The following is a 24,003-nucleotide window of genomic DNA, read 5'->3' as shown; positions in this document are numbered from 1 at the left end:
CACGCAACACCACTACGAGGCTGGGAAATTCATGACGAAGGTACTGTCCCCGGTGGATCTCGCCGAGATCCACCGCACGCTCGCGCTGTTCGCGCACGTCTTCGACAACGGCGACGTGGCCGGGCTCGACCTCGTGTTCACCGAGGACGTCGTGGTCGAGATCGGCGTCGGGCCGGCACGGGCCTTCCGGGGTATCGCCGAGTTCGCCGAGTACACCCGGGGCAAGAGCGCGGCGACGCCCGACCACCACACGCTCAACACCACCGTCGAGGTGGACGAGTACGGGCAGGTCCAGGCGCGCAGCCGCTACCTCGGGATCAACCCGGCCGGTCGGCTCACCGGCGGCGAGTTCCTGGACATTCTGCGGGAGACACCGGCCGGCTGGCGGATCGCCTACCGACTGAGCCTGCCGCGCGCGCCGCGGCAGCCGGAGGCGGGCGTGACCAAGGTCGAATTCCCGCTGCCGGTACGGCTTTCCGAGGTGGTCGCGCCGTGACCGCGGAATCCACCCTGACCGCCGAGGACGTCGCGGGGATCCACGACACGCTCGCCCGGTTCGCGCACGTCTTCGACAACGACGAGATCGCGAACCTGGACCGGGTGTTCACCGACGACGCGGTGATCGAGAACACGATCGGCGGCGGCTACACGATCGACGGCCTGGCCTCGGCCCGGCAGTTCACCGGTCGGCGCAGCCCGGACACCCCGGACCACCAGACCCTGGACATCGTGCTCCTGGTGGACGAGGGCGGCACGGTCCGGGCCCGCAGCCGCTACATCGCGACGCTGATCGACGGCGAGGTGCACGGAGGGGACTACTACGACATCCTGGAGCGCACCGCGCGCGGATGGCGGATCAAGTACCGGGTCTCGGTGCCCAGGCACCCGATCCTGGATCGGATCGAGCTGCCGGCCGAGTTCGCCGAGGCGTGGCGGCCCACCGCAGCGAACGTGCCCCGGTTCGCGCGGGACTGACGGACGGATGCGGGTGGGGCCGAGGGCACGCCTTCGGCCCCACCCGATCGGCTCAGCTTCGGGCCACCGCGATCGTGGTCACCGCGATGCCCGCGTCGACCTGCCAGCGCCCGGCGAAGCCGTCCAGCGGGCGGTCCTCGATCAACAACCGGGCGGCGAAGGTGCCCGCCTCGGGGTCGAACCCGATCTCCGCCTCGGCGAAGTCCAACCAGCGCTCGGTGAGCGGGAACCACGCCTTGTAGACCGACTCCTTGGCGCTGAACAGCAACCGGTCCCAGGCGATCTCGGGCCGGCCGGCGGCCAGGTCGGCCAAGTGCTTGCGCTCGGTCTCCGACGAGACGGTGGCCAACACCCCGTCGGGCAGCGGCAACGCGGGTTCGGCGTCGATGCCCAGGGTCAGCAACACCGCCCCGTCCGCGACGGCCGCAGCGCGATATCCCGCGCAGTGCGTCATGCTGCCCACCACACCGGCCGGCCAGCCCGGCGCCCCGCGCAGCCCCGGCAGGAGAGGCGCGGCCGGTATCCCCATTCGGGCCAACGCGCGGCGTGCGCACCGCCGTACGGTGGTGAACTCGCGGCGGCGCTTGTCCACCGCCTTGGTCAGCAGCGCCTCCTCGGCCGGGAACAGCGGCGGCCCGTCCGGGTCGTCGAAGGATTCCTCGGCGAAGACCTCCGGCGGCAACACCCGGGCGATCATCGAACCTGCGGCGTCGGTTGGCGAGGTGGTCATCGAATCTCCGGCGTCGGCGTGCGAGAGGGTCATCGGGCACCCGCCTGGCGGCCCGGGCGGCTGCTCTGGGCGGTGTCGCTCGGCTCGGCGGGTACGATCCGGCGCGGGATCGGCCGCCGCAGCCCGTTCTTGCGCTCGCGCGGATAGCCGAGCGAGACCTCCTCGAAGCGCACCCCGTCGTACCAGGTGGTGCGCGGGATGTGCAGGTGGCCGTACACCACGGCGGCGGTGGGGAAGCGGCGATGCCAGTCGGCGGTGAGGTCGGTGCCGCACCACTGGACGAACTCCGGGTACCACATCACGTCCGTGGGCTCCCGGACCAGCGGGAAGTGATTGACCATCAGCAGCGGCGCGGCCGGATCGGCCGCCGCCGCGAGCCGGCCCTCGCTGTACGCCACCCGGGCCCGGCACCACTCGCCGCGGCTGGAGTACGGATCCGGGTGCAGCATGAACTCGTCGCTGCACACCACACCGGCGGCGTACGCGGCGTCCAACGCCTCCTGCTGCGTGGCCGCACCCGGCGGACGCCAGGTGTAGTCGTAGAGCACGAACAGCGGTGCCACGGTGACCGGACCACCCGGCCCGTCCCAGATCGCGAACGGATCCTCGGGAGTGAGCACACCCAACTCCCGGCACATCGCGACCAGATGCCGATAGCGTCGCTCGCCGCGCAACTGCACCGAGTCGTCGGGCGTGGACCACAACTCGTGGTTGCCGGGCACCCACACCACCCGCGCGAAGCGGTCGGCGAGCAACCGGAGGGTGGCCTGGGTGTCCTCGACGTGCTCGGCCACGTCCCCCGCGACGATGATCCAGTCGTCGTCGGTGCGGGGTCGGATGCCTTCGACGATGGCGCGGTTGGACGGGATCGCGGAATGCAGGTCGCTGACGGCGTACAACGCGCGCTCGGGCGAACGGGCTGTGCTCATCGATCGACCATAAGCCGGTTCGGGGGTGCTGGGAAGTGTGACGCGGCCGAGTGCGGTTACCGCGCAATTCCCGTGCAAGGTCACGTAGGGGTCGGTCAGGGGTACGCCACACGCCCGGCATATGTCACCGTCGTCAGTGAGCAAGACCGGACTGCCGGTGAACATGACCCCGACCGCCGAAGAGAGGGAAGAGCCGTTGCGGTACGAGATTCTCGGCCCTGTGCGGATCGTCGACGGCGCCGAGCCGCGCACGATCGCGGCGCCCAAGCCGGAAACCCTCCTGGCCGCCCTGCTCGCGCGGCGAGGCCAGATGTTGACGGTCGACCAGATCGTCGCCGAGATCTGGCCCGGCCCCCGGCCGCAGCGGGCCAAGTCCACGGTGCACGTATACGTGTCCCGCCTGCGGGCCGCGCTCGGTGCCTCGGGGCCCGCGCGCAGCGGCCCGTTGGCCACGTGTGCCGGCGGCTACATCCTGCACGCCGGACCGGACCGGCTGGACGCGGACGCCTTCCACGGCCTGGTCGACCGGGGCCGGGCGGCCCTGCGGGCGGGCCGGCAGCACGAGGCGGCCGAGACCTTCGGCGGTGCGCTGGAGCTGTGGCGCGGGCCGGCCTACGCGGGGGTCGCCCACGGCCCGATCGTGCGGGCGCACGCCGCGCGGCTGGAGGCGTCCCGGCTGGAGTGTCTCGAACTGTTGGTCGAGGCCGACCTCGCGCTGGGCCGCTACCGGGAGAGCGTCGCCCGCCTGTACGCACTGACCGCCGAGTACCCGCTGCACGAGAACTTCGCCCGACACCTGATGGTCGCGCTGTATCACTGCGGCCGACGCGGCGAGGCGCTCGCGGTGTACCAGGACACGCGCGGCGCGTTGCGCGAACTGCTCGGCCTGGAACCCTCCCGCGCGCTGCGCGAGGTCCAGCACGCGGTGCTCACCGGCGTGGAACCACTGGGCGCGCGCACGGACTCGATGGCCGGGTGAGCCCGGACACATCCGCGCCGAAGAAGGCGGCACCACCACGACCGCCACGACCGAGCGGCCACGGGCACGGTCACCATGGGCACCGTAACCACGGGCACGCCGGCCACGAGGCACGGTACCCGTGAGCACGTCGGCCACGACCGGAGCAGCGAAAACCGGGGCAGCGAAAAGCACAGCAGCGACAACCACCGCAGCGACGATCAAGAAGGGCTCGTCATGACAACCGCCTCCGCCGTATCGGACGCCTGGATCCGCCGGTTCCACCCGACGTCCGACCCGCTTCCGCGCCTGGTCGCCCTGCCGCACGCGGGGGGCTCGGCGAGCTTCTGGTTCCCGCTGTCGGCGGCGCTCAAGGGCCGGGTCGAGGTGCTGGGTGTGCAATATCCCGGTCGCCAGGATCGACGCGCCGAACCACTGGTGGACGACATCGGCACGCTGGCGGACCGGATCACCGCCGCGCTGGATCCGTGGCTGGACGAGGAGCGCCCACTGACCCTGTTCGGCCACAGCATGGGCGCGATCCTCGGCTTCGAGGTGGCCCGCCGGCTGCGCGTGCGGCCGGCCGCGCTGATCGCCTCCGGTCGGCGGGCCCCGGACCGGTGGCGGGACGAGGCACTGCACCTGCTGGACGACGCGGGACTGGCCGCCGAGCTGCGCTCGATGAGCGGCACGGACGCGAGTCTGCTGGCGGACGACGAGGTGTTGCAGATGGTGCTGCCCGCGCTGCGTGCCGACTATCGCGCGATCGAGACCTACACCTGCGCGCCCGGCGAGCCGCTGGAATGCCCGATCACCGTGCTGATCGGCGACACCGACCCGAAGGTCACCCTGGACGAGGCGATGTCCTGGCGCGAGCACACCAACGGCACCTTCGCCCTGCACACCTTCGCCGGCGGCCACTTCTACCTCACCGACCACCAGCCGGCGGTCACCGCACACATCGCCGACGTGATCTCGGCGACGACCGGTCGGGGCTGACGGCCGAGCGGACGACCGGCGCGGGTCCGGCGGCCCGTCCGGCGCTGCTCGCTCGAATGGCTCCCGGTCGCCGGCGGGGCGCCGATGCGGGACGAGCAGGTCGGCGGCCGGTGCTTCGAACAGGCATACGAATCAGGCTCGGGCTCCGCCGGCGGCCCCGCAGCGCCCCGCCGATGATCGAGGCATGGCCGGTCAGGAACAAGTTCATGCCGTATTGCCCGAGATCGAGCCGATGCTGGCCGTCGCGGCGCCGTTGCCGGGGGAGGGACAGGACCTCGACTGGGGCTTCGAGGTCCTGTGGGACGGTGCCCGTACGGTGGCGTACTGCGCGGGCGACGGCACGTTGCGGTTGCTCTCCCGCGACGGTGGCGACGTCACCCGTACCTATCCCGAGCTGGCCGGGATCGGCAACCAGCACGGGCAGCGGCAGGCGGTGCTCGACGGCGAGATCGTGGTCCTGGACGACCGGGGGCGGCCCGACGTCGATTTGCTCCGGCGGCGGACGGGCGCGGTCAACCCGCGCAAGGTGGCCCGGCTGACGATGGACACGCCGGTGCATCTGATGCTCTTCGACGTGATGTATCTGGACGGCCGGTCGCTGCTGGCCACTCCGTATCGCGAGCGCCGGATGTTGCTGGAGAGCCTCGATCTCACCGGCGCGCGCTGGTCGACGCCCGGGTGGACCGAGGGCGACGTGCAACGCGCGTGGGCGACGAGCCTGGGACACGGGTACGAGGGCATCGTCGCAAAGCGGCTGGCCTCGGACTACCAGCCCGGCCTGCGCTCACCGGACTGGATCAAGGCCGGACACGTCGAGACGCACAACGTGATCATCGGCGGCTGGGTCGAGGGCCGAGCCGAGTTGCGCGGCCTGCCGGGCAGCCTGCTCGTGGGCGTCGACGCACCGGACGGCCTGCGCTTCGCCGGCACCGTCGAGCACGGCCTGACCGACGCCGAACGCGGCGAACTCGGCGAATATCTGGGTGCGCTCGCCCGCCCCGACACACCCTTTGCCGACTTCGTCGACGTCCCCGGCGCCCAGTGGGTCGAACCCCGCCTGATCGCCGAGGTCACCGTCTCCGGCCGCACCACCACCGGCCGCCTGCGCAACCCCACCTGGCAACGGCTGCGCCCGGACCTGACCCGCCGCTGAGCAGTCGCCGATCCGGTCGGGTCGGCGGCTCGAAGGTCCGTCGAAGCGAAGCCGCCGAGCAAGGATCCGGCGGAGGTCATCCGGCAGTCGCCCACCGCGCCCAAGGCCGGGACCGCAGGCGGACGATCGCCCCTCGCGGGGCCGAAATCCGTCTATGCAGTGGCGATTCGGGCACGGGACGATGGGGCTTCACGCCGAGTGCCACGGGCGACGACTGCGGAAGGGCCGGACGCGCGAACGGGCGTGGCGGCTCGGGCGGTTCGATGGGTCGACACGTTCAGGTACGGCAGCGCAACGCCCGTCGAGGCCTCCGCCGGCGTCCCCACGTCCGCCGAGGAGACCATTCGTGCTTTCGCTGCCCCGCACCCTGTCCGCGACGGCTCTCGCCGTCACCGTCGTCGCCGGCACCGCCCTCGTCGCACCGACCGCCCAGGCCGCCGCCACCACCAACTACGCCGCGCTGGGCGACTCGTACAGCGCCGGCGTCGGCGCGGGCAACTACTTATCCGACAGCGGCGCCTGCAAGCGCAGCGCCAACTCCTATCCGGTCTTGTGGAATCGCAGCCACCCGGGCGGCTTCGCCTTCGCGGCCTGTTCCGGAGCCAAGACCGCCGACGTGCGCGCCGGCCAACTCTCCGTGCTCGACTCCGCGACCACACTGGTGACCATCAGCATCGGCGGCAACGACGCCGGCTTCGTGGACACCATCAAGACCTGCGTGCTGGCCTCCGACGCGGACTGCGCCGTCGCGGTCACCAAGGCCAAGACCTACGCCACCAACACCCTGCCCGCCGACCTCGACGCCACCTACACGCAGATCCGCAACCGGGCGCCCAACGCCCGCCTGGTCGTGCTCGGTTACCCGCGCCTGTTCGAACTCGGCTCGTGCTTCCTGGGCCTGAGCAAGTACAAGCGCACCATCCTCGACGAGGCCGCCGACACACTGGCCGACGTCACCAGGCAACGCGCCGGCGCCGCCCGAGCCACCTTCGCCGACGTACGCGGCCGTTTCGCCGGCCACGGGGTGTGCGGGTCCAACGTGTGGATCCACGGTGTCACCCTGCCCCTGGACGAGTCCTACCACCCCACGAGCAGCGGCCAGAGCCAGGGCTACCTGCCCGAACTGCAAGCCGTCACGGGCGTCCGCGTCGGCTGACCCGCAGCCCGCCCGCTACTTCGTGGGTCGAGCGAACTGCCGTGCGATGACCATGCGTTGGATCTGGTTGGTGCCCTCGAAGATCTGCATGATCTTTGCTTCGCGCATGTAGCGCTCGACCGGGAACTCACGGGTGTAGCCGCAACCGCCGAAGACCTGGACCGCGTCCGTGGTGACCTTCATCGCCGCGTCGGTGGCGATCAACTTCGCCACACTCGCCTGTCGGCCGTACGGCCGGCCCAGGTCGCGGCGGCGGGCCGCGTCCAGGTAGGTGGCGCGTGCCGAGTCGACGGCGGCGGCCATGTCGGCCAGCAGGAAGCCCAGGCCCTGGTGGTCGACGATCCGGCGGCCGAACGTGGTGCGTTCGTTGGCGTAGTCCACCGCCGCGTCCAACGCGGCCTGGGCCAGGCCGGTCGCACAGGCCGCGATGCCCAGCCGGCCCGAGTCCAGCGCGCTCAACGCGATGGCCAGCCCCTGCCCCTCGGCGCCGATCAGCCGGTCCTGCTCCAGCACCGCGCCGTCCCAGAACGCGCTGGTCGTGGGCACCGCGTTGAGGCCCATCTTCTCCTCGGGCCGACCGAAGACCAGCCCCTCGGTCGCACCGGGTGCCAGGAAGCACGAGATGCCCCGACTGCCCTCGCCGGTCCGGGCGAACAGGGCGTAGAAGTCCGCCTTGCCGCCGTGCGTGATCCACGCCTTGGTGCCGTTGATCCGGTAACCGCCGTCGACCGGGCGCGCCTTGCAGACGATCGCGGCCGCGTCCGAGCCGGCGTGCGGTTCGGACAGGCTGTAGCCGCCGATCAGCCGACCCTCCAGCATCCGCGGCAACCACCGCTCGCGCTGGGCCGGCGAACCGTAGGTGGCCACCGGGAAACAGGCCAGCGTGTGCACGCTGGTGGCCACCGCCACCGCCGCCCAGCGCGCCGCAAGTTCCTCCAGCACCTGAAGGTAGACCTCGTACGGCTGACCGCCGCCGCCGTCCTCCTCCGGATACGGCAGACCCAGCAGGCCGACCTCGCCCAGGATGCCGAACAACCCTTCCGGATACGACTCCTCGCGCTCGTGCCGGGCGGCCAGTGGAGCCAGCTCGCGGTCGGCGACGGTACGGGTGAGATCGAGCAGGTCCTCGGCATCCCGAGTGGGCAGGAGGCGGTCGACGGTCACGGCTGCTCCGGAGGTCGGGGAAGGCGGGAGAGGGTGGGGAAAAGGTGGCGGGCCCGAGCCGACGGGGATCGGATCGGGCCGCCGGGCGGGCCGGTGGGTCAGCCGGCCGTGACGAGCGTGGCGTCCGAGGCGTTGGCGCCGGCCGCAGGGGCGGTCAGCGCGGTCAGCGCGGTGCGTACCGCCGCGCGGTACTCGGCGACCCGGGCGAGCTTGATCTCCTCGTAGCCGCGGATCGTCTCCGGCAGTTCCACCAACTCGACCACCGCGTCGACGTTGTTCGCGGACAACTCGCGCAGCGCGGTGCGGACCAGCCCCCGGTACTGCGGGACCAGTTCGCGCTCGACCCGACGCACCTCGGCGTAGCCGAACAGGTCCCAGCGGGTCCCGCGCAGGCCGCGCGCCGCACGCAACGCCCGGAAGGCCGGGCCGGCCGTGCGCCGCAGCCGGATCTTGCGGTTCATCCCCAGGTAGCGCAGCACCGGCGGGTGCAGCATCACCGACACCGTCGCATCCGGGCCGAACTCCGCGTCCCGCCTGGCCTGTTCCACCGGGTCCAGGTGCAGCCGGGCGACCTCGTACTCGTCCTTGTACGCCATCAGGTGGTGCAGCGCCCGCGCGTACGCCACCGCGACCCGCTCACCGGCCGCCGTGCCCGCCCGCTCGACCGCCAGGGTCCGGATCGTGCGCACGTCGTCGGCGTACCGGCGGGCGTAGGTCGCGTCCTGGTAGCCGGTCAGATCGGCGATCCGGGTGCCCAGCACCTCGCGCAGCTCCGCGTCGCCGCCCGCGCCCTCGGCCAGCGCGACCGAGGCCGCGTCGACCTCGACCACCGCGTGCGGCGGCGCCGCGACGGCGGCGGCCAGTACCGCGGCCGGGTCCACGGCCATCGCCCGTCCCCAGCGGAACGCCGCCAGGTTCTTGGCCACGGCCGCGCCGTTGAGGGTGATCGCCTGCTCGATCGCCGCCACGCTCAGCGGCAGGCAGCCGTGCTGGAACGCGGCGCCGATCAGGATCATGTTGGCCGGCATGTGGTCGGCGAACAGTGCCTCGGACAGGCCCAGGGCGTCCAGATAGAGGTTGTCGGCCCGCCGGGTGGCCGCGTCGATCCGCTCCAGCGTCTCGGTCGGCGACCCGGGCAGCGCGATCTGGTTGGTGACCATCGCGGCGGTCGGCACGATCGCGGTGTTCACCACGGCGATCGTGCGATCGGCGTCGGCACTGGCCAGGTTGCTCGCCGCCGCGGTGCCGAGCAGGTCGAAGCCGATCAGCACATCGGCGCCGGCCCGCGAGGCGCGCAGCGCGCCGTCGATCGGCCGGTGCGAGATGCGCAGGTCGGACACCACCGGGCCGCCCTTCTGGGCCAGCCCGGTCTGCTCCAGGCCGGCCGCGTGCCGGCCGTCCAGGTGCGCGGCCATCTGCAGGATCGAGGACACCGTCACCACGCCGGTCCCGCCGATGCCGGGCATCCGCAGCAGCACGTCGGCGTCGGCGAACCGGGGCTGCGGCAGCGCCGGTTCGAGCGGCAGGTCCGGTATCTCGCGGGCCTTGCGGGTGCCCGGCTCGACCAGCAGGAAGGACGGGCAGTCGCCCTTGAGGCAACTGAAGTCCGAGTTGCACGAGCCCTGGTGGATGTGCGTCTTGCGGCCGAACTCGGTGTCCACGGGCTGCACCGACAAGCACGTGGACTTGTCCCCGCAGTCTCCGCAGCCCTCGCACACCCGCTCGTTGATCACCACCTTCTCGGCCGGTGTCGGCAACTGCCCACGCTTGCGCAGTCGGCGCTCCTCGGCCGCGCACCGGTCGTCGTGGATCAACACGGTCACCCCGTCGAGCCCGGCCAACTCGACCTCGGCCGCCGAGAGTTCGTCGCGGTGCCGGACACTGGCGATCGGGTCGAGCCGAACCCCCCGGTAGCTGCGCGGGTCGTCGGTGGTGACCACCACCCGGCGCACCCCCTCGACCGCGAGCCAGCGGGTCAACGACGGTACGTCCAGGCGCCCTTCGGCCTTTTGACCACCGGTCATCGCGACCGCGTCGTTGTACAGCAGCTTGTAGGTCATCTTGGCGCCGGCCGCGACCGCGGCCCGGATCGCCAGCGAGCCCGAGTGGTGGAAGGTGCCGTCGCCGAGGTTCTGCACGAAGTGCTTGTCGTCGGTGAACGGCATCAGGCCGATCCACTGCGCGCCCTCGCCGCCCATCTGGGTCAGCCCGAGCTGGTGCCCGCGGCCCTTGCCGTCCAACGCGATCATCACGTGGCAGCCGATGCCGACGCCGACCAGGGTGTCGTCCGCAGTGCGGGTGGACGCGTTGTGCGGACAGCCGGAACAGAAGTACGGGGTGCGCGAGGCCAGCATCGGCAGCGCGATCCGGGCCGGCCGCTTGGGCGCGAGCGTGGCCAGGTAGGCGGTCGCGGACGCGGGCAGCCGGTCGCTGCCGAGCCGCGCGGCGACGGCGCGGGCCACGTCGTCCGCGCCGAGCGTGCCGCGGGCGGTGAGCAGCGGGCGGCCGGTGTCGTCCCGGCGACCGACGATGCGCGGCGCGTCGGGCCGGCGGTACAGCGCCTCCTTGAGCCGGGCCTCCAGGAACGGCACCTTGTCCTCGACCACCAGGACCTCGTCCAGCCCGGCGGTGAGCTCGGCCAGTTCGGCGTCGTCCAGCGGGAACGGCATGCCGATGCGGATCAGCCGGACGTCGAGGGCGTCGTCCGGCTCCAGGCCGAGGTCGGCGAGCGCGCGGCGGACCACCGAGAACGACACGCCCGCGGCGAGGACGCCCAGGCGGGCGTTCGGGGTGTCGTGCACGATCCGGTTGAGGCCGTGCTCGCGGGCGTACGCACGGGCCAGGTCGAGCCGGCGGGTGATCAGGTCGTGCTCGGCGTCGAGGGCGGCCGGGCCCACCAGGGTGGGCAGCGTGCCGCGCTTGGTCGCCGCCGGGACCGGGATGTCCCTGCCCCACTCGGACACGTCCACCGTGGTCGAGGCGTCGGCGATGTCGGCGACGATCTTCAGGCCGGTCCACAGGCCGCAGGCGCGGGACATGGCGACCGCGTGCAGGCCGAACTCGACTATCTCGCCGACCGTTCCCGGCGCGAGCAGCGGCATCGACAGGCTTTCCATCATCGGCTCGCACGAGCTGGGCACCGTCGACGACTTGCTGCCCGGGTCGTCGCCGATCCACGCGACCGCGCCGCCGAGGGGAGCGGTACCGGCCATCGTCGCGTGCCGGATGGCGTCCGCGGCCCGGTCCAGGCCCGGGTTCTTGCCGTACCAGAAGCCGGTCACCCCGGCGTGTCGGGCGCCCGGGGTCTGGTCCACGAGCTGGGTGCCGGCGACGGCGGTCGCGGCCAGCTCCTCGTTCAGGCCCGCCTGGAACACCACGCCGGCCGGGTCCAGGAACCGCTTGGCGCGGCCCATCTCCAGGTCCACCCCACCGAGCGGCGAACCCTGGTATCCGCTGACGAACACCCGCGTGTCCAGGCCGCGCGCCTCGTCCAGCCGACGCTGCTCCAGGGTCAGCCGGATCAGCGCCTGCACGCCCGAGATCAGCACGCGGCCGTGCTCGGCGGTGTACTTGTCGTCCAACGAGACGGCGGGCGCGGCCGGTGCGGCGGGCGATGCGGGCGTCGGCGAGCCGGAAGCCGGAAGCGAAGGCGAAGCCTGATCTGTGCGCACGGAAGCCTCCGTCTTAGCCGGATGAGGGTGCAGGCGGCTGGGGTGGGGTGGGGTGCGGTAAGCACACCAACGGTTCCGTCTGGACGCAAGTACCTTGCGAAATTTCGGCTTCAAGACGCAAAGTTCTTGCTGAAGAGCGCGATAGGCATCGTTTAGTTTGCGCGTGAAGCCGGTTACCGACCGGTTATATATCGGCGTGTGCCGTTCGGGTCCGCCGCTCCCGGGGTAGCGGAATCGCGGGCATCATGATGCGGACCGAGCGAAGGGCGGTGCGGACGGGATGGACGATCCGACGGTGCGGGAGCGGGCGCACGCGCAGCGCCTGCAGGTGCGGGAACTGCGCGAACTCGGCGAGTTTCGCGATGTCGAGCACCTGTACGGCGGGATCTGGCCACCCGTGCCGGGCCAGGGCCCGCCCGTGGGTGTCGAACTGCTGCGGGCCTTCGCGCATTCCGGGAACTACGTCGCCGGGGCCTATCGGGACGGCCGCCTGGTCGGCGCGACGGTTGCGTTCTTCGGCGCGCCGCTCGGCGAGACGCTGCACTCGCACGTCACCGGGGCCATGGCCGGGAGCGGGGTGGGCTTCGCGCTCAAGACGCATCAGCGCGAGTGGGCCCTGGCCCGAGGGCTGCGCCGGATCACCTGGACGTACGACCCGCTGGTGCGCCGCAACGCCCACTTCAACCTGGTCAAGCTGGGTGCGCGGCCGGTGGAGTACCTGCCGGACTTCTACGGCGAGATGGTGGACACCCTCAACAGCGGTGACGCGAGCGACCGGGTCCTGGCGGTCTGGGAGTTGACCGACCCGAGGGTGCTGGCGGCGGTGCGCGGCCGGCGCACGCGGGTCCCGGTGCCGCCGGACGCCGGCGCGGCCCTGGTGGCACGGGAGGGCCTGCCGGTGTCGGGCGACCCGGACGGCGACGTCGTGCTGATCGCGCTGCCGGCCGACATCGAGTCGTTGCGACGGACCGCCCCCGAGGCCGCCCACGCCTGGCGCACCGCCCTCCGGGAGACCCTCGGCACCCTGCTCGACGAGGGCGCCACGGTCCTGGGCTTCGACCGCGAGGCGGGCTATGTGGTGTCGCGGGGGCGGATCGGGTGAGCCGGTCGCGAACCTTCGTGGTGCGCGGCGCGCGAGCCGGCGACCTCGACGCGTGCGCGGCGTTGCTCGCGCTGCACGAGGGGGCCCCGGCGGACGCCGAAGCCGATCTGCGAGCACGCGTGCGGACCTGGTTCGACCGCCCGGACGGCTGTTTCCTGGTCGCGACGGAGCCCTCGACCGGCGCCGACCCGGTGGTCGGCTACGCCCGCGCGGTGCACCTCGACCCGTCGCCGACCGCCCCCGTCGGCTACTACCTGGCCGGAATCGTGGTCGCCCCCACCGCCCGCCGCAACGGCCTGGGCCTGCGCCTGACCCGGGCCCGCCTGGCCTGGATCGCCGAACGTGCCGAGTCGGCCTGGTACTTCACCAACGCCCGCAACACCGCCTCGCTGCACCTGCACGAAGCGTTGGGTTTTCACGAGGAGACCCGCGAATTCACCATCCCCGGGGTCGACTTCACCGGCGGCGAGGGCGTCCTGGCACACCTCCCGCTGACCGGCCGCCCCTGCCCGGCGGCGCCCGGGGGACGGGGCCCGGCCGAGGGGGGCTGACGGGGCCGGCGAGCGGATCAGCCGGCGCGCGGAGCCGGGGCGAAGGTCCAGGTCGGGTGTTGTTTGGCGAGGTAGGGGAGGTGGGCGGTCCAGTCGGCGGGGGTGAGCGGGCGGGCCGGCCGCAGGGCGATGGTTTCGCGGGTGTCGATCGAGAAGCCCCAGGAGAAGCCGACGAGCGGGACGACGTGGGGTTCGATGGTCTCGGCCATCGGGGTCCAGCCCAGGAAGGTGTGCGCGAGCCAGGTCATCGGGGCTCGGGTGTAGCGGGCCGGGGAGTCGAAGAGGGTGGGTGCGACGCCGAAGTAGCAGTACGGGGATCCGGCGTCGGCGAACAACGGGAACGGGTCCATCTCGAACTCCGCGCCGCCGTCGGTGGAGCGCACCAGTTGCACCCAGCCGAACAACGCCCCATAGCCGCGTCCCGGGTAGACGATCCGCGCGGTGAGACAGGGGAAGTCCCGGGCCTCGGCGGTCTGTCCAATTGCCGCCGGGTCCTCGACGCGCTCGACGGTGGCCTCGATCGAGCCGGTCCTGCCTTCGCGTACGAACGGGAGCATCATCCCCTCAATCTGCCGGGCCCCGGGGCGCCGGACAAGGTCGAAAGTGGTCACCCGGGTCGACCCCGATCGTCCGTCCGAGTGCATCTCGACCCGGGATCTGCCCGAAATCGGGCAGATTCTTGCCGTAGGTGCCGGCCGGGTCCAGGATCGGGGGGTGGCTGACGGCGAACTGGTGGAGCGGATCGCGGCGACGACCGGCCTGGCACCCGCCGAGGCCGAGCGGATCGTCGAGGACGTGCTGGCCTGGTACCGCGAGCCGGTCGAGGACTACGTCCGGCGGCGGCATCGGCACCACCGGGTCTACGGCAAGCGCAACGCGCAGATCTACCGGCTGATCGCCGCCGAACTGGCCGAACGCCTGGTCGCGCCACCGGAGTTGACCGAGCGTCAACTGCGCCGCGTCATCTACGGCTGAGCCGAGTGGGCCGAGTGGGCCGAGCGGGTCGATCGTGTACGCCCGTCGGCGTGCCATGACACACCGACCTGCCGAGAGCAAGAAGGAGAACGCAGCGACATGTGCGGAATCGTGGGCTATATCGGCGCGCAGCAGGCCGCCCCCATCCTGCTCGAAGGGCTGAGCCGACTGGAATATCGGGGCTACGACTCGGCCGGCATCGCGGTGCTGGGCACCCGCGGCCCGGCCAGGGTGTTCCGCCGGGTGGGCCGGGTGCACGCACTGGCCGCCGCCGTTCCGGCCAAGACCTCGGGGCGGGTCGGCATCGGGCACACCCGGTGGGCCACCCACGGCGCACCCTCGGAGGCCAACGCGCATCCGCACGCGTCGGCGGACGGCCGGATCCAGGTCGTGCACAACGGCATCATCGACAACGCCGCCGCGCTGCGGGCCCGGCTCACGGCCGAGGGTGTCGAGCTGACCTCGGACACCGACACCGAAGTGCTCGCCCACCTGATCGCCCGCGCGCCGCAGGACACCATCGAAGCCGCCGTGGTGGCCACGCTGGCCCAGGTGACCGGTACCTACGCGATCGCCGTCGTGGACGCGGGCACCCCGGACCGGATCGTGGTGGCCCGGAACGGTTCGCCGCTGGTCATCGGGGTCGGCGAGCGCGAGATGTTCGTCGCGAGCGACGTCTCGGCGCTGGTACGACACACCAGTTCGGTCGTGCACCTGGAGGACGGCGAGCTGGCCACCGTCACCGCGACCGGCTTCCGGACCTTCACCCGGGAGCACCAGGACGTCACCAAGACGCCGACCACCGTCGAACTCACCGTCGAGGAACTCGAACTCGCGGGCCACGAACACTTCATGCACAAGGAGATCCACGAACAGCCCTCCTCCGTCGAGCGCATGCTGGGCGGCCGGCTCGACGACCGGTTCGGCTCGGCCCGCCTCGACGGTCTGCGGATGGAGCTGCGCGAGCTGCGCGGCTTCCGTCGGGTGAAGATCCTCGGCTGCGGGTCCGCCTACTACGTGGGCCAGTTGGGCGCCGGGCTGATCGAGGACCTGGCCCGGGTGCCGGCCGACGCCGAACCGGCCTCGGAGTTCCGCTATCGCAACCCGGTGATCGAGCCGGACACGCTCTACGTCGCGGCCAGCCAGTCCGGCGAGACTGCCGACACGCTCTTCGCGGTGCGCGAGATCCAGCGCAAGGGCGGCCGAGTGGTCGGCCTGGTCAACGTGGTCGGCTCGTCCATCGCCCGACAGTGCGACGGCGGCATCTACCTGCACGCCGGGCCGGAGGTCTCGGTGGCCTCGACCAAGGCGCTGACCCACATGTCGGTGGGCTTCGCGCTGCTGGCGCTGGCGCTGGGTCGGGTGCACGACCTGTCGCACGCGGACGGCGCCCGGATCCTGGCCGGCCTCCAGGCGCTGCCCGGCCAGATCGCCGAGATCCTCGCCGACGAGCAGACCATCGCCGACGCGGGCCGCCGGCTCGCCGACGCGCGCAGCCTGTTCTTCATCGGCCGGGTACGTGGCTATCCGGTCGCGCGGGAGGCGGCCCAGAAGTTCAAGGAGATCACCTACCGCCACGCCGAGGCATACCCCAGCAGCGAACTCAAGCACGGACCGCTCGCCCTGATCGACGCGAACCTGCCCACAGTCGCCGTCATCCCCGACGACGACCTGGTCGGCCGCAACCTGGCCGCGGCCCACGAGATCCGCGCCCGAGGCGGCCGACTGACCGTGATCACCCACGAGGGCGTGGACCTGGGCGACCTCGAAGCCGACCGCATCGACATCCCCCGCAACGAACCCGAACTCGACCCGATCCTCCTCACCATCCCCACCCAACTCCTCGCCTACCACGCCGCCCACACCCTCGGCGAAGACATCGACCGCCCCCGCAACCTGGCCAAGTCGGTAACGGTGGAGTAGCCCGGCCCCGGCCCCGGCCGAGTCCGATCGGCACGCCACCGGCCGGGACCGCGTCGGCGCCCCACCCCGACCGGGCCCGATTCCGCCACCGGCGGGGCCCGCGGTGTCCGGCGCCACACCGATCACAACCAGCGTCTTCGCCACCGGCGTTCCTCTCGGACCCGTTCCTGACCCGACGGGACCAGCCCACGAGCCGACACGAGGGCGAGAGTCGGCCACGGCGATCATGGCACTCGGCCTTCGTGAGGGAGGTCGAGTTCGGTCCAGACCGTTTTGCCGGTGGGCGGGTGTGGGTCGATGCCCCAACGGTCGCAGAGCGCGGTGACGATGAGGAGGCCGCGGCCGGACTCGCCGGTGGCCTCGGCGGAAGTACTCGTTGTGGGCGGGCAGTCGGGGCGGCTATCGGCAACGCCGATGCGGAGGGTGCCGAGCGCAGCGTCGGCGGTGAGGGTGAGCCTGAAGCCGCGGGACGGGTCGGCGCTGCCGTGTAGCGCGGCGTTGGCGGCGAGTTCGGCGACGATCTGCCGAGCGCGGGCGACGACGGCGGGCGGGAGCCCCCACGCACGGAGTTCCTCGACGGCGAGTTGGTGGGCCAATCGGGCGCCACGACGGGTGGAGGTCAGGCGCAGCTCGAACACTCTCACGGCCACGCGGAGTTGGGGTGCGGCGGAGTTCATGGACGTCAAGGTGGCGGGGCGACGGTGCCGGAATCCAGACTTCCGATCCGTACGCTCGGTCAGCGTACGGGCACCAAGAGTGGACGGTACGGTGATCTTGAGGTCACTCTGAGCGGATAGAGAGCGAAAAGACCCAACACGCCTGGAGGTGGCCGCGAATGACCGATCCGGCTGAGGAGTGGGAGCGCGAACCCGACGCCTCGGACAGTCTCCGCACGTTCGGCGCCGTCGTCCAGGCCCTCCGCGAACACGCGGGCTTGAGCCGGGTGGACTTCGGCACGATGGTGCGCTTCTCGAAACACACCGTGGAGTCGGTCGAACTCGGCCGCCGAATGCCCGACCCCGACTTCGTCGAACGCGCAGAGGCCGCACTCGGCGACACGGGCGCGCTCCGCCGCGCCGCGCGGCATCTGTCGCGCCGGCCGGGCTTGGCGGCTTGGTTCCGGCAGTGGGCGCGGTTGGAAGGGCTTGCGGTCAGCCTCGGTACATACGAATGTCGCCTGGTTCCGGGCCTGTTGCAGTCACCGGAGTACGCACGAGCCGCGTTCGAATGCAGCATTCCGCCTCTGTCGGATGAACAACTTCAGGCACAGGTGACGGCCCGCCTGGAACGCCAATTGCTGATCCGGGAGCGGCCCAATACTTCGTTCACCTTCGTCATGGACGAGCACGTTGTCCGACGTCGCCTCGGCGGAATCGAGGTCACCGGCTGCCAATTGGACCACATGCTGTCGATTGCCGACCGGCGCAACGTATCGATCCAGATCATGCCAACCGATTGTCGGCGTCACGCGGGTCTGGACGGCCCCATGGCCCTCCTGGAGACAGCCGACGGGAGGCGACTGGCCTATTCGGAGGGTCAAGGCAATGGTCGCCTCATTGCCGACCGGAAAGAAGCTGCCGTACTCCATCAACGATATGCAACACTCCGCTCACAGGCTCGCGACCATCTGGAATCCCTGGGCCTGTTGGAGCGCATCAGGGGAGCACTATGAGCACGGCTGAATCGGCTTGGGTCAAGTCCAGCTACAGCGGCACTCAGGGCGACAACTGCGTCGAGGTCGCTGTCACCGAACAAGCCATCCGGGTGCGGGACTCCAAGGATCGCACACGAGCGCTTTTCGCTGTGCGGCACGCCGAGTGGGCTCCATTCATTCACGCCATGAGGCAAGATCGCGCGTTGGCCGGAAGGACCCTATGAGCGCCTCCCCGCTCCACTGGTTGAAGTCCAGCTACAGCAGCGCTCAAGGTGACGCCTGCGTCGAGATCGCCCTCACCCGGCGAGCCGTCCACATCCGAGACTCCAAAGACGTCGCCTGGCCGCCGCTCGCCGTGGGTCGCCCTCAGTGGGCCGCGTTCGTCCGAGCCACCGCCCAGGTTTGAGGACGCGCGACGGTTGGCGGTGACTCGGGGCGGCCCACTCGGGCCACGACCGTGGCCGGCCACCCATTGGCGATCCGGCTGCGGATCCCGTGTGGGTGGCTTGGGTTGTGTACCCAACCGTTCCACCCGTTGCCCGTTGGTTCGGAAGCTGCGGTTCAACGGACACCGGGGCGGCCCGCTCCAGCCCCTGGATCTCCGCCGCAGCCGACCACGAATGATCGGCTGCGGGAACGATTGGGGCCTCCCCCCGGGCCGCCGAACGTGGCTGCGGTTTGGCGCGTCAGCGCCCCCGACCCAGCTGAGCCGCGCGATCGACGCGCGCAGCGCGGAGAGCGGCGGAGCCGCAGAACTTTGACTTCGTGGCCCGTAGCGAAGCGAAGGGACACGAAGTCACGAGCGAGGGGCCACTTTTTCTCGGAGGAGCGTAGCGGGGGAGAGAAAAAGTGGCCCCTCGCGAGCCGGCGCCGAAGGCGCCCGAATAGAGGCAGCGCTGCATCGCCGAAAGCCACCCACCCGCTCGCTGCGCTCGCGATCTCGCCCCTGCCGCCAGGTCCCCGCTCGCGACCCGCCCTCACCGGCTCGCCCCGCTCGCGACCCGCCCTCACCGGCTCGCCCCGCTCGCGACCCGCCCCCACCGGCTCGCCCCACTCGCGGCCCACCCCCATGCGCTCACCCCGCTCGCGCTCCAGCCCCTGCCGTCGGGCCCGGCTCGCGACCCGCCCCCACCCCACCCGAGTGGAACCCCCACGTTCCGGGCATCCGCTCCCAGCCCGTCGCCCGCAAGATATCGCGTTCCATTGACTGTCGTCAGAATTGATAGATACTGGCTGCGCGACTCCCGCTGACGCCAGGATGAGGTGCGCGCACATGGAGCTGTTTCCTTCCGCTCATGTCGATACGTTTTGTCGTGATCGATTGCCACCGGCCGAGCTGTGGCCCGAACTGCGTTTCGAACTACCGGAATTGCGCTACCCGACCCGGCTCAACTGCGCCCGGGTCCTGCTGGACGACACCGTGGACCGGCTCGGTCCCGACCGTCGCTGTCTGGTCACGCTCGACGACCAGTGGACCTACGGGGACCTCCTGCTCCGGGCGAACCAGGTAGCCCGGGTGCTGACCGAGGACCTCGGCGTGGTCCCGGGCAATCGGGTACTGCTGCGCGGGCCCAACAACCCGTGGCTGGTCGCCTGCTGGTTCGGCGTGCTCAAGGCCGGCGCGGTCGTGGTCACCACGATGCCGCTGCTCCGGGCGCACGAGCTGACCGCCCTGTGCGAGATCGGCGCACCCACGGTCGCGTTGTGCGACCACCGGTTCCTGGACGAGTTGGCGGCGGCCGAGGTGCCCGGGTTGACCACCCTCGCCTACGGCGGCGCCGACGAGGCCGACCTGACGGCTCGCTGTGCGAACAAGGACGGCGAGTTCGAGGCCGTGGACACCTCGGCCGACGACGTCGCGCTGATCGCGTTCACGTCCGGGACCACCGGTCGGCCCAAGGCCACCATGCACTTCCACCGCGATGTGCTGGCCAACTCCGACACCTTCGCCCGGCACATCCTCAAGCCCACCCCGGACGACCTGTTCGCCGGCACCCCGCCGCTGGGCTTCACCTTCGGCCTCGGCGGCTTGGTGGTCTTCCCGCTGCACGTGGGCGCGGCCGGCCTGCTGTTGGAGCACGCGACGCCCGAGCGGCTGGCCCGGATCGTCGCCGACTACGGCGTCACCGTGTTGTTCACCGCCCCCACCGCCTACCGGGCGATCATGGGCGCGGGCCTGGCCGACCTGCTCAAGGGCGTCCGCCGGTGCGTATCGGCGGGCGAGGCGTTGCCCGCACAGACCTGGTACGACCTGCACGCGGCGACCGGGATCGAGCTGATCGACGGGATCGGCGCGACCGAGTTGTTGCACGTCTTCGTCTCCGCCGCCGACCAGGACATCCGGCCCGGTGCGACCGGCCGCGCGGTACCCGGCTTCGAGGCCGTGGTGCTCGACGCCGACGGTCACCGCGTCCCGGACGGTACCCCCGGCCAACTGGCGGTCAAGGGCCCCACCGGCTGCCGCTACCTGGACGACCCTCGCCAGGCCGACTACGTGCGGGACGGCTGGAACATCACCGGCGACACCTACATCCGCGACGCCGACGGCTACCTCTGGTACCAGGCCCGCAGCGACGACATGATCGTCTCCTCCGGCTACAACATCGCCGGCCCCGAGGTCGAACTCGCCCTGGCCGCACACCCGGACGTCGTCGAGTGTGGCGTGGTCGGCGCGCCCGACCCCGGTCGCGGACTGATCGTCAAGGCGTACGTGGTGCTGCGCGAGGGGGTGCCCGCCGACGCGGACACCGCCGGCCGCATCCAGACCTTCGTCAAGCAGGCCATCGCGCCGTACAAGTACCCGCGCGCCGTCGAGTTCGTGGCCGCTCTCCCGCGCACCGGCAACGGCAAGCTGCGGCGCGGCGAACTCCGTGCCTGGGCCGAGGCCGGCGCGGCGCCGCCGGCGCCGGCCTCGGGCCGGCCGATACCCGCGGCCGTCGCCCCCGCCCCGGAAGCCTCGTGAAAGGCAACACGATGCAGGACACCCGCCCCACCCGGCCCGACCCGACCGACCCGACCGACCCGGCGGAGGACGCGGCGACGCTGCCCTCCGTGGTGATCGAGCGCCGGGTCGAATGGCAGGACACCGACGCGGCCGGCCACTACCACTACTCGGCCGTACAGCGCTGGGTGGAGGCGGCCGAGGCGGTGCTGCTGCGTCGGCTGGGGGTGGCCGAGTTGTTCGGCCGGATCCCGCGCGTGCACTTCGAGGCGGACTACCGCGAGCGGTTGTGGTTCGGCGAATCCGTGCACGCCGCGTTGCGGGTGGTGCGGGTGGGGGCCAGTTCGCTGCACTACGAGTTCGAGGTGCGCGGCACCAAGGGCGTGGCCGCGACCGGCCGGCTGTCCGTCGTGCACTGCCCGCCGGACGCCGAGGGTGCCTCGCCCTGGCCGGACGAGATCCGGGCCGCGCTGTCCCGGGGCGGCCCGCAACGGCCGGAATCGTACGCCTGACGCACGCCGGAGCGAAGACCGCCGCACGGGGCGAAGACCGCCGCACGGGGCAAAGGCCGCTTCGTGGGCTCGCAGTCCGCCGCACGGTCTCTCGAACACCACCTCGCGGAGCCACGCGGCAACCTACGGCGATATCGCGCCATATTGACGACCGTGGAATTTATTACATACGCTCGGGTAGGCCCGGAACATTGGAGGACGCTGTGCGCATCGCAGTCATCGGTGGCGGGCCGGGCGGGTTGTACTTCGCCGCCCTCGCCAAGCAGCTCTCGCCGGCCGCTGAGATCACCCTGTGGGAGCGCAACGCCCCGGACGACGTGTTCGGCTTCGGCGTGGTCTTCTCCGACGAGACGCTGGACGGCATCGCCCAGGCCGATCCGGAGGTCTTCGCCGCGATGTCCCAGGGGTTCGCCCGCTGGACCGACATCGACGTGCGCTACGGCGGCAGCACCCTCACCTCCGGTGGGCACGGCTTCGCCGCGCTGGGCCGGGAGCGGCTCCTGCGCATCCTCCAGGACCGCTGCGCCGCGCTCGGCGTGGACCTGCGCTACCGCACCGAGGCGCCGGACGTGGCCGAACTCGCGCGCACCCACGACCTGGTGGTCGCCTCGGACGGGGTGCGCTCGACGGTGCGCGAGCGCTACGCCGACACGTTCCGGCCGAGCCTGGACGAGCGCGGCTGCCGCTACATGTGGCTGGGGACCGACAAGGTCTTCGACGCGTTCACCTTCATCGTGGACAAGCACGACTTCGGCGTGGTGCAGGTGCACGCCTACCCGTTCGACGATCGACGCAGCACCTTCATCGTCGAACTCGCCGAGGACGCCTGGCGGCGCGGCGGATTCGCCGAATTCGCCGGCCGCGACCTGCCACGCGGGGCCAGCGACGACGCGGGCATCGCGCGCTGCGAGGCACTGTTGGCCGAACACCTGGACGGCCACCGGCTGATCCCGAACAACTCCCGCTGGATCAGGTTCAGCACCGTACGCAACGCCACCTGGCGGCACGAGAACGTGGTCCTGCTCGGCGACGCCGCGCACACCGCGCACTTCTCCATCGGCTCCGGTACCAAGCTGGCCATGGAGGACGCACTCGCCCTGGCCGCGTGCCTGAACGAGCACGCCGGCATCCCGGCCGCGCTGACCGCCTACGAGGCCGAACGCAAGCCGGTGGTGAGTTCGACCCAGCGCGCCGCGCAGGCCAGCCTGGAGTGGTTCGAGAACATCGACCGCGCGGTGGGCCAGGCACCCGAGCAGTTCGCCTTCAACCTGCTCACCCGCAGCCGCCGGGTCACCCACGCCAATCTGCTCGAACGCGACCCCGAGTTCGTAGCCCGGGTGGACGCGGCGTTCACCGCCGGCCGGCCGGACCGGGTGGACGCGGCGCCGATGTTCCAGCCCTTCCGGCTCGGCTCGGTCCGGCTGCGCAACCGCGTGGTGGTGCCGCCGATGGCCACCTACGCGGCCGAGGACGGCATCCCGGGCCCGTTCGAGTCCGCGCATCTGGGCGCCCTCGCGCTCGGCGGCGCGAGCCTGGTCTTCGCGGGCATGACCGCCGTACTGCCCAACGGCCGCTCCACCGAGGCATGCCCGGGCCTGTGGTCGCCGGCCCACGAGGTCGCGTGGCGCGAGGTGGTCACCCGGGTCAAGGAACAGGCCCCGGACGGACCGCTGTTGGGCATCCAGATCGGCCACGCCGGGCGCCGCGCGGCGAGCACTGTGCCGGACGCCGAAGGCCGGAGCGTGCCGCTGGGCCCGAACGGGTGGCCGACGGTGGCCGCGTCGGCGATTCCCTGGGACGCGGCCGGCGACTTCCGGCCGCGCGAGGCGGATCGGGCGGACCTGGACGCGATCACCGCCGCGTTCGCCGACGCCGCCGCGCGCGCCGATCGAGCCGGCTTCGACGCGCTCGAACTGCAATACGGACACGGCCACCTGCTGTCCGGCTTCCTGTCCCCGCTGACCAACCTGCGCGAGGACGAATACGGCGGCACGCTCGCCGGCCGACTGCGCTTCCCGATAGAGGTGTTGGCCGCAGTGCGGGCGGTGTGGCCGACGAACAAGCCGCTGGTGGTGCGGATCTCGGCGAGCGACTGGGCCGAGGGCGGCACCACCGAGGACGACGCGGTCCGGATCGCCCGGGCTCTGGCGGCGGCCGGGGCGGACGCGATCGACGTGTCCTCGGGCGAGGTGGTACCGCACGAGCGGCCCGCCTACGGGCGCGGCTACCAGACCCCGTTCGCCGATCTGATCCGCAACGCGACCGGCGTGCCGACCATCGCGGTCGGCGCGATCTCCACCTACGACGACGTCAACTCGATCCTGCTCGCGGGCCGCGCCGACCTGTGCGCGGTCGGCCGCGCCCACCTGTACGACCCGATGTGGACGCTGCACGCCGCCGCCGAGCAGGGCTACACCGGACCCGGCGCGCCGTGGCCGAGCGCCTGGCGACCGGGCAGCCGCAAGCCGCCCGGCGCGGGCAGCGACCGCGTACCGCCCCGGCTGCACCTGCTGCGCGAGTCGGTCGAAACGGTGCCGCGGCGTTGGCGGCCGACCCGCGATTCCCCTTTGGTGGCCGTACCCGGCCGGCGCTGACGGACCACGAGGAGCC

Annotated in this window: 22 protein-coding genes; 16 read left to right on the top strand and 6 right to left on the bottom strand. The window is 71.8% G+C overall.

All coding sequences use genetic code 11. The annotated features are described in order from the left end of the window. Window positions 1-31: 31 nt before the first annotated feature. Both ABZ374_RS12030 and ABZ374_RS12025 read left to right on the top strand, forming a co-directional pair. Entirely contained in the window at window positions 32-496 is a 465-nt protein-coding gene (locus ABZ374_RS12030; protein ID WP_360309737.1) for a nuclear transport factor 2 family protein, read from the top strand. Further along, complete coding sequence (locus tag ABZ374_RS12025; RefSeq protein ID WP_360309735.1) at window positions 493-975, top strand: nuclear transport factor 2 family protein; 483 nt, start codon at window positions 493-495, stop codon at window positions 973-975. The genes ABZ374_RS12030 and ABZ374_RS12025 overlap by 4 nt, the downstream gene beginning before the upstream one ends. Window positions 976-1,027: 52 nt before the next feature. Here ABZ374_RS12025 and ABZ374_RS12020 read toward each other — a convergent pair whose 3' ends face one another. Together ABZ374_RS12020 and ABZ374_RS12015 are read right to left on the bottom strand one after the other, a co-directional pair. Continuing rightward, on the bottom strand, window positions 1,028-1,705 hold the full coding sequence (locus ABZ374_RS12020; RefSeq protein ID WP_360309733.1) for a 4'-phosphopantetheinyl transferase superfamily protein: 678 nt from the start codon (window positions 1,703-1,705) through the stop codon (window positions 1,028-1,030). Between the two features lie 29 nt (window positions 1,706-1,734). Further along, window positions 1,735-2,634 (bottom strand): metallophosphoesterase, encoded by a 900-nt coding sequence (locus tag ABZ374_RS12015; protein WP_360309731.1) that lies wholly within the window; start codon window positions 2,632-2,634, stop codon window positions 1,735-1,737. Window positions 2,635-2,770: 136 nt separating this feature from the next. Between ABZ374_RS12015 and ABZ374_RS12010 the strand changes: the two genes are divergently transcribed. The 4 genes from ABZ374_RS12010 to ABZ374_RS11995 all read left to right on the top strand — a co-directional run bounded on the left by ABZ374_RS12010 (window position 2,771) and on the right by ABZ374_RS11995 (window position 6,900). Further along, window positions 2,771-3,613 carry an AfsR/SARP family transcriptional regulator gene (locus ABZ374_RS12010; RefSeq protein ID WP_360309729.1) on the top strand — a complete coding sequence of 281 codons (843 nt, stop codon included), beginning with the start codon at window positions 2,771-2,773 and terminating at the stop codon, window positions 3,611-3,613. A gap of 216 nt (window positions 3,614-3,829) precedes the next feature. Further along, on the top strand, window positions 3,830-4,591 hold the full coding sequence (locus tag ABZ374_RS12005; protein WP_360309727.1) for an alpha/beta fold hydrolase: 762 nt from the start codon (window positions 3,830-3,832) through the stop codon (window positions 4,589-4,591). Window positions 4,592-4,775: 184 nt separating this feature from the next. Continuing rightward, window positions 4,776-5,744 carry an ATP-dependent DNA ligase gene (locus ABZ374_RS12000; RefSeq protein WP_360309725.1) on the top strand — a complete coding sequence of 323 codons (969 nt, stop codon included), beginning with the start codon at window positions 4,776-4,778 and terminating at the stop codon, window positions 5,742-5,744. Between the two features lie 346 nt (window positions 5,745-6,090). Further along, the gene (locus tag ABZ374_RS11995) at window positions 6,091-6,900 is read left to right on the top strand and encodes an SGNH/GDSL hydrolase family protein (RefSeq protein ID WP_360309723.1); all 810 of its coding nucleotides are present in this window, start codon (window positions 6,091-6,093) and stop codon (window positions 6,898-6,900) included. 15 nt (window positions 6,901-6,915) lie between these two features. Here the strand turns inward: ABZ374_RS11995 and ABZ374_RS11990 are convergent, their stop codons facing one another. Both ABZ374_RS11990 and ABZ374_RS11985 read right to left on the bottom strand, forming a co-directional pair. Next, a complete protein-coding gene (locus tag ABZ374_RS11990; protein WP_360309721.1) occupies window positions 6,916-8,064 on the bottom strand; it encodes an acyl-CoA dehydrogenase family protein in 1,149 nt (382 codons plus the stop codon). 98 nt (window positions 8,065-8,162) lie between these two features. Further along, window positions 8,163-11,735, bottom strand: a complete 3,573-nt coding sequence (locus ABZ374_RS11985) for an indolepyruvate ferredoxin oxidoreductase family protein (protein ID WP_360309719.1) — start codon at window positions 11,733-11,735, stop codon at window positions 8,163-8,165. A gap of 280 nt (window positions 11,736-12,015) precedes the next feature. Between ABZ374_RS11985 and ABZ374_RS11980 the strand changes: the two genes are divergently transcribed. Then, window positions 12,016-12,837 carry a GNAT family N-acetyltransferase gene (locus ABZ374_RS11980; protein WP_360309717.1) on the top strand — a complete coding sequence of 274 codons (822 nt, stop codon included), beginning with the start codon at window positions 12,016-12,018 and terminating at the stop codon, window positions 12,835-12,837. Next, window positions 12,834-13,388 carry a GNAT family N-acetyltransferase gene (locus ABZ374_RS11975; protein ID WP_360309715.1) on the top strand — a complete coding sequence of 185 codons (555 nt, stop codon included), beginning with the start codon at window positions 12,834-12,836 and terminating at the stop codon, window positions 13,386-13,388. Before ABZ374_RS11980 ends, ABZ374_RS11975 begins: the two co-directional genes overlap by 4 nt. 17 nt (window positions 13,389-13,405) lie before the next feature. Here ABZ374_RS11975 and ABZ374_RS11970 read toward each other — a convergent pair whose 3' ends face one another. After that, entirely contained in the window at window positions 13,406-13,948 is a 543-nt protein-coding gene (locus tag ABZ374_RS11970; protein WP_360309713.1) for a hypothetical protein, read from the bottom strand. 154 nt (window positions 13,949-14,102) lie between these two features. On the opposite strand from ABZ374_RS11970, the gene ABZ374_RS11965 reads away from it, so the two are divergent. Further along, entirely contained in the window at window positions 14,103-14,363 is a 261-nt protein-coding gene (locus ABZ374_RS11965) for a hypothetical protein (protein ID WP_360309711.1), read from the top strand. Between the two features lie 99 nt (window positions 14,364-14,462). Further along, window positions 14,463-16,286: a glutamine--fructose-6-phosphate transaminase (isomerizing) gene (gene glmS / locus ABZ374_RS11960; RefSeq protein ID WP_360309709.1), complete on the top strand. Its 1,824-nt coding sequence runs from the start codon at window positions 14,463-14,465 to the stop codon at window positions 16,284-16,286. A 224-nt stretch (window positions 16,287-16,510) separates the two neighbouring features. Here the strand turns inward: glmS and ABZ374_RS11955 are convergent, their stop codons facing one another. Beyond that, entirely contained in the window at window positions 16,511-16,963 is a 453-nt protein-coding gene (locus ABZ374_RS11955; RefSeq protein WP_360309707.1) for an ATP-binding protein, read from the bottom strand. Between the two features lie 158 nt (window positions 16,964-17,121). Between ABZ374_RS11955 and ABZ374_RS11950 the strand changes: the two genes are divergently transcribed. From ABZ374_RS11950 to ABZ374_RS11925, 6 genes are all read left to right on the top strand, one after another. Then, the gene (locus tag ABZ374_RS11950; protein ID WP_360309705.1) at window positions 17,122-17,958 is read left to right on the top strand and encodes a helix-turn-helix transcriptional regulator; all 837 of its coding nucleotides are present in this window, start codon (window positions 17,122-17,124) and stop codon (window positions 17,956-17,958) included. Then, window positions 17,955-18,164, top strand: coding sequence for a DUF397 domain-containing protein (locus ABZ374_RS11945; RefSeq protein WP_360309703.1), 210 nt, complete (start codon window positions 17,955-17,957; stop codon window positions 18,162-18,164). Before ABZ374_RS11950 ends, ABZ374_RS11945 begins: the two co-directional genes overlap by 4 nt. After that, window positions 18,161-18,346, top strand: a complete 186-nt coding sequence (locus ABZ374_RS11940) for a DUF397 domain-containing protein (RefSeq protein ID WP_360309701.1) — start codon at window positions 18,161-18,163, stop codon at window positions 18,344-18,346. The genes ABZ374_RS11945 and ABZ374_RS11940 overlap by 4 nt, the downstream gene beginning before the upstream one ends. Window positions 18,347-19,213: 867 nt before the next feature. Further along, on the top strand, window positions 19,214-20,902 hold the full coding sequence (locus ABZ374_RS11935) for an AMP-binding protein (protein ID WP_360309699.1): 1,689 nt from the start codon (window positions 19,214-19,216) through the stop codon (window positions 20,900-20,902). After that, window positions 20,899-21,393: a thioesterase family protein gene (locus ABZ374_RS11930; RefSeq protein ID WP_360309697.1), complete on the top strand. Its 495-nt coding sequence runs from the start codon at window positions 20,899-20,901 to the stop codon at window positions 21,391-21,393. The genes ABZ374_RS11935 and ABZ374_RS11930 overlap by 4 nt, the downstream gene beginning before the upstream one ends. A 203-nt stretch (window positions 21,394-21,596) precedes the next feature. Beyond that, window positions 21,597-23,987 (top strand): FAD-dependent monooxygenase, encoded by a 2,391-nt coding sequence (locus tag ABZ374_RS11925; protein ID WP_360309695.1) that lies wholly within the window; start codon window positions 21,597-21,599, stop codon window positions 23,985-23,987. Window positions 23,988-24,003: the final 16 nt, after the last annotated feature.

The organism is Embleya sp. NPDC005971, from assembly GCF_040629175.1.
Taxonomy (GTDB): domain Bacteria; phylum Actinomycetota; class Actinomycetes; order Streptomycetales; family Streptomycetaceae; genus Embleya.
This window is presented reverse-complemented; position numbering and strand designations above follow the sequence as displayed.